This window comes from Nitratireductor sp. ZSWI3 (assembly GCF_024655565.1).
In the GTDB taxonomy this organism is placed as follows: domain Bacteria; phylum Pseudomonadota; class Alphaproteobacteria; order Rhizobiales; family Rhizobiaceae; genus Nitratireductor.
The window spans coordinates 1-4,795 of record NZ_JANKOF010000171.1 but is presented as its reverse complement, the minus strand read 5'-3'; the positions used below and the strand labels follow the sequence as shown (position 1 = coordinate 4,795).

5 protein-coding genes are annotated in these 4,795 nt (G+C 71.2%); all 5 read left to right on the top strand.

All coding sequences use genetic code 11. The features are described 5' to 3' along the window. The first annotated feature begins 109 nt into the window (after window positions 1-109). The 5 genes from cbiE to NUU27_RS24955 are packed head-to-tail and all read left to right on the top strand — an operon-like array spanning window position 110 to window position 4,782. Window positions 110-1,378 (top strand): precorrin-6y C5,15-methyltransferase (decarboxylating) subunit CbiE, encoded by a 1,269-nt coding sequence (gene cbiE / locus NUU27_RS24975; RefSeq protein WP_257764996.1) that lies wholly within the window; start codon window positions 110-112, stop codon window positions 1,376-1,378. Beyond that, window positions 1,375-1,761, top strand: a complete 387-nt coding sequence (locus tag NUU27_RS24970; protein WP_257764995.1) for a cobalamin biosynthesis protein — start codon at window positions 1,375-1,377, stop codon at window positions 1,759-1,761. The genes cbiE and NUU27_RS24970 overlap by 4 nt, the downstream gene beginning before the upstream one ends. Further along, on the top strand, window positions 1,758-2,522 hold the full coding sequence (gene cobM / locus NUU27_RS24965) for a precorrin-4 C(11)-methyltransferase (protein WP_257764994.1): 765 nt from the start codon (window positions 1,758-1,760) through the stop codon (window positions 2,520-2,522). Before NUU27_RS24970 ends, cobM begins: the two co-directional genes overlap by 4 nt. Further along, window positions 2,519-3,295: a uroporphyrinogen-III C-methyltransferase gene (gene cobA / locus NUU27_RS24960; RefSeq protein ID WP_257764993.1), complete on the top strand. Its 777-nt coding sequence runs from the start codon at window positions 2,519-2,521 to the stop codon at window positions 3,293-3,295. Before cobM ends, cobA begins: the two co-directional genes overlap by 4 nt. Next, on the top strand, window positions 3,292-4,782 hold the full coding sequence (locus tag NUU27_RS24955) for a cobyrinate a,c-diamide synthase (protein WP_257764992.1): 1,491 nt from the start codon (window positions 3,292-3,294) through the stop codon (window positions 4,780-4,782). Before cobA ends, NUU27_RS24955 begins: the two co-directional genes overlap by 4 nt. Window positions 4,783-4,795: the final 13 nt, after the last annotated feature.

The window sequence follows — 4,795 nt, the reverse complement described above, 5'->3', positions numbered from 1 at the left end:
CCCGGCAAGCGAGGTCACGACGCGCAGCTCCTCGCGTCCGGCCAGCCGCTCGGCGAGCTGCCGCGCCTCGCCCGTTCCGCCGAGAATGAGAACATGCCGGGTGATCATCATGCCTTCTAGACCGGAATCGGCAGCGCTGGAAACCGGCTTAACGGACCCTTTGCATGAAGAGCGGCGATGGCTGTCCATCGCCGGTCTCGGCGAGGATGGCGTTGCCGGTCTGAGCGCGGCTGCGCGGGCGGCCATCGGGGCGGCCGAGATCGTCTATGGCGGGCGCCGGCATCTGGCGCTCGCCGCATCGTTGATCGCCGGTGAGCAACGGGTCTGGCCCTCGCCATTCGAAAGCGCGGTTGACGAGATCGCGGGCCTTCGCGGCCGCGCGATCTGCGTGCTCGCCTCGGGCGACCCGTTCCATTTCGGCGCCGGCGCGACCCTGGCGCGGCGGATCGACGCCGGTGAGATGCGGGTCTTTCCGGCTCCCTCCGCCTTCAGCCTCGCCGCCGCCAGGCTCGGCTGGCCGCTGCAATCGGTGGAGACCGTCTCGCTGCATGGCCGGCCGATCGCGCTGATCCGCCCCCTGCTCGATCCCGGCACGCGCATCCTCGCGCTCACCGCCGACGGCGAGGCGCCGGGGAAAATCGCGGCGCTGCTCACCGGCGACGGCTTCGGCGGCTCCCGCTTCCATGTGCTGGAAAGGCTGGGCGGGCCGCAGGAAGCCCACACGGAAACGACGGCCGCTGCCGTGACGGGACGCCTGTTCGACGACCTCAACGTGATCGCCGTCGAGGTGCGGGCGGCTGCGGGAGCACGCATTCTGCCGCTTGGCACGGGCCTCGACGAGGCGCTGTTCGAGCATGACGGGCAGATCACCAAGCCCGAGGTGCGCGCCGTCACCTTGTCGGCCCTAGAGCCGAGGCGCGGCCGGCTCCTCTGGGACGTTGGCGCGGGCGCCGGGTCCGTGTGCATCGAATGGATGCGCCAGCACCCCTTGCTGCGTGCGCTCGCCATCGAAGCCGACCCCGACCGCGCGGCGCGCATTCGCCGCAACGCGGAGCATTTCGGCGTTCCCGGCCTCGAGGTCGTGGAGGGTGCGGCGCCGGAGGCGCTCGAGGGACTGCCTGTGCCCGACGCGATCTTCGTCGGCGGCGGCGGCAGCGCGCCGGGCGTCATGGCTGCGGCCATGAAGGCGCTGCGGCCGGGCGGGCGGCTCGTCGCCAATGCCGTCACGCTGGAAATGCAGGCGGTGCTGCTCGACACCCAGGCCCGGCTCGGGGGCGAGCTGATCGAGATCGCCATCGCCCGTACCGCGCCTGTCGGCGGCATGACGGCCCTGCGGCCGGCCCTGCCGGTTCTGCAATGGCGCTGGGAGAAATCATGATCTGCGCGGGGCTCGGCAGCAGAAGCGGCGTGAAGGCCGAGGTGGTGGTCGAGGCGGTCGACGCAGCGCTGGCCCATCACGGTCTCGGCCGCGATGCGCTCGATGCGCTCGCCACGGTCGCGCGCAAGAACAACGAGATGGGCTTGCGCGAGGCGGCAAGCCGTCTCGGCTTGCCCCTGATCGTCGCCACGCCGGATGCCCTGCGGCAAGCCGAACCACGCTGCCTGACGACCTCGCGGGCGTCATTGGCGGCAACGCGTACAAGCTCCGCCTCGGAAGCCGCCGCCCTTGCCGCCTGCGGCGAGCATGGCCGCCTGCTCGGGCCGAGACTCGCCCATCACGGCGTCACTTGCGCCATAGCCAAAACGGGAAGCCCCTCATGACCGTCCATTTCATCGGCGCCGGACCCGGCGCCGCCGATCTCATCACGGTGCGCGGACGCGATCTCATCGCCGGCTGCCCGGTCTGCCTCTATGCCGGCTCGCTGGTGCCGCCGGAGCTTCTGGCCTACTGCCCTCCCGGCGCGCGCATCATCGACACGGCACCGCTGTCGCTCGACGAGATCGAGGCGGAATACCTGGCTGCGCACGAAGCGGGAGCCGACGTCGCCCGGCTGCACTCCGGCGACCTCTCGGTGTGGAGCGCGGTGGCGGAGCAGATGCGCCGTCTCGACCGGCTCGCCATCCCCTACACGCTGACGCCCGGCGTGCCGTCCTTCGCCGCCGCCGCTTCCGCCCTGAAGCGGGAGTTGACCATTCCGGAGATCGCCCAGAGCCTGGTGCTGACGCGCGTCTCCGGCCGCGCCTCGAAGATGCCCGGCGGCGAATCGCTGCCGGCCTTTGCCGCCACCGGCACGACGCTCGCCATCCATCTGGCGATCCACGCGCTCGATCGGGTGGTGGCGGACCTTGCGCCGTTCTACGGCAGCGACTGCCCGGTGGCCATCGTCGTGCGCGCTACCTGGCCCGACGAGCGCATCGTGCGCGGCACGCTGGGCACGATCGAAGCGGAGGTGGCGAAGGATCCGATCGACCGCACGGCGCTGATCTTCGTCGGCCCCGGCCTTGCCGCCGCCGATTTCCGCGAAAGCGCGCTCTACAGCATCGACTATCAGCGCCGGTTCCGGGGGCGTGACGGCTTATGAGCGCCCTCAATGCCCTGAACAGGCTCGGCTTCGAGCCGCCTGAGTTCCAGCCGGGCCATGTCTGGCTCGCCGGCGCGGGCCCCGGCGGCCTCGGCTGCCTGACGCTCGGCGTGCTGGCCGCGCTCGGCATGGCCGACAGCGTCGTCTACGACGCGCTGGTCGATCCGGACGTGCTGAAGGCCGCCCCGCAGGCACGGCATCACTATGTCGGCAAGCGCGCCGGCCGGCCTTCGGCGAGCCAGGACGACATCAACCGCTTGCTGGTCGAGGAGGCGAAGGCCGGGCGGCGCGTGCTGCGGCTGAAGGGTGGCGATCCGAACATGTTCGGGCGCGGCGGCGAAGAGGCGTTCGTGCTCGCCCGCGCCGGCATTCCCTTCCGCTTCCTGCCCGGCATCACCTCGGCGGTGGGGGCGCTTGCGGATGCCGGCATCCCCGCCACGATGCGCGGCGTCAACAAGGCGATCGTCTTCGCCACCGGCCATGCGGCCGGCACCGCCGACGATCTCGACTGGGCGGCGCTGGCAAGGACCGGCCAGCCCATCGTCGTCTATATGGGCATGCACAGGCTCGCCCTGATCGTCGAGGCGCTGACGGCGGGCGGGCTTGCCGCGGCGACGCCGGCGGCCCTGATCATGGATGCCACCACCGAACGCGAGCGCATCCTCGTCGCCGATCTCGGCAGCCTGGCCGCAGAGGCCGACGCGCAGGGCTTCGGCTCGCCGGCGATCATCGTCGTCGGCGGCATCGTCGCGCTGCGGGAGCAATTGAGATGACGGCGCGCGCGCTCATCATCGGCGCGGCGCGCTCGGGCTCGGGCAAGACCAGCGTCACCATCGGCCTGATGCGCGCGCTCAGGCGGCGCGGCCTTGCGGTCCATGGCGCGAAATCCGGTCCCGACTACATCGATCCCGGGTTCCACCTGGCCGCCACCGGCCATCCGGGCGTCAATCTCGACAGTTGGGCGATGCATCCCGATCTCCTGGCGCATCTTCTCGGCGCGCAGGCGGCGGAGGCCGACATGCTGCTCGTCGAGAGCGCCATGGGCCTGTTCGACGGCATCGTTTCGGAGCCGGGACGATCCGGCGCGGCCGCCGACATCGCGCGCCGGCACGGTGTGCCGTGCCTCGTCATCCTCGACGTCACCGGCCAGTCGCAGACGGCCGCCGCGCTGGCCAAGGGCTTCGCCGCTTACGATCCGACCGTGAAGATCGCCGGCGTCGTGCTCAACCAGGTGGCGAGCGCGCGGCACGAGACGATGGCGCGCGAGGCCATCGAGGCGATCGGCATCAAGGTGCTGGGCGCCGTCCACCGCAACCCGGACATGGCCCTGCCCGAGCGGCATCTCGGGCTGGTGCAGGCCAGCGAGCACGAAGCGCTCGAAGCCTTCATCGAGCGGCTGGCCGATGTGATGGAACAGTCGGTCGACCTCGACGCGGTGATGGAGATCGCGGCCCCCCTCGGCGCTCACTGTGGGGCAATCGCCTATGGCGGCGCGGTACCCCCACCCCTTACCCCTCCCCTCAAGGGGGAGGGGAGTGATGAAGCGCACCACCTTTCTTCCCTCCCCTCTGAGGGGAGGGACCGAGGGTGGGGGTCGCAGGCGAAGCCTGCAAAAAGGGTCCTATGCGACTGCCCTGGCACGCACCGGGGCGCGGCGGGGCACATGCTGCCGCCGCCCGGCCAGCGCATCGCCATCGCCCGCGACCGCGCCTTCAGTTTCGTCTATCCGCACCTCGCGGCCCATTGGCAGGCGCAGGGTGCTGCGCTGCTGCCGTTCTCGCCGCTCGCCGACGAGGGGCCGGACCCCTCCGCTGATGCCTGCTGGCTGCCCGGCGGCTACCCGGAGCTTCACGTGGAGGCACTGGCGAATGCGCGCGCCTTTCAAGCGCGCATGCGTGCGTTTGCACAAACCCGGCCGGTGCACGGCGAGTGCGGCGGCTTCATGGTGCTGGGCCGCGCGCTGGAGGATGCCGAGGGCAACACCCATCCGATGCTTGGCCTGCTCGATCACGTGACGAGCTATGCGAAGCGCAAGATGAATCTCGGCTACCGGCAGGCGAGGCTCCTGGCGGACAGTCCCATCGGCGCGGCCGGAGAAACGATCCGCGGGCACGAATTCCATTATTCGCGGCTCATCGAGCCGGGCGCCGACGCGCCGCTCGCCGAGCTTGCCGACGGTCAGGGCCGCGCGCTCGGCCCGGCCGGTGCGCGGCGCGGCCATGTCAGCGGCACCTATTTCCATGCCATCGCGCGGGGGTGAGGCGATGAACCGG

Coding starts and splice junctions, on each gene's coding strand:
- cbiE (WP_257764996.1), top strand. CDS start 110: ATGCCTTCTAGACCGGAATCGGCAGCGCTGGAAACCGGCTTAACGGAC.
- NUU27_RS24970 (WP_257764995.1), top strand. CDS start 1,375: ATGATCTGCGCGGGGCTCGGCAGCAGAAGCGGCGTGAAGGCCGAGGTG.
- cobM (WP_257764994.1), top strand. CDS start 1,758: ATGACCGTCCATTTCATCGGCGCCGGACCCGGCGCCGCCGATCTCATC.
- cobA (WP_257764993.1), top strand. CDS start 2,519: ATGAGCGCCCTCAATGCCCTGAACAGGCTCGGCTTCGAGCCGCCTGAG.
- NUU27_RS24955 (WP_257764992.1), top strand. CDS start 3,292: ATGACGGCGCGCGCGCTCATCATCGGCGCGGCGCGCTCGGGCTCGGGC.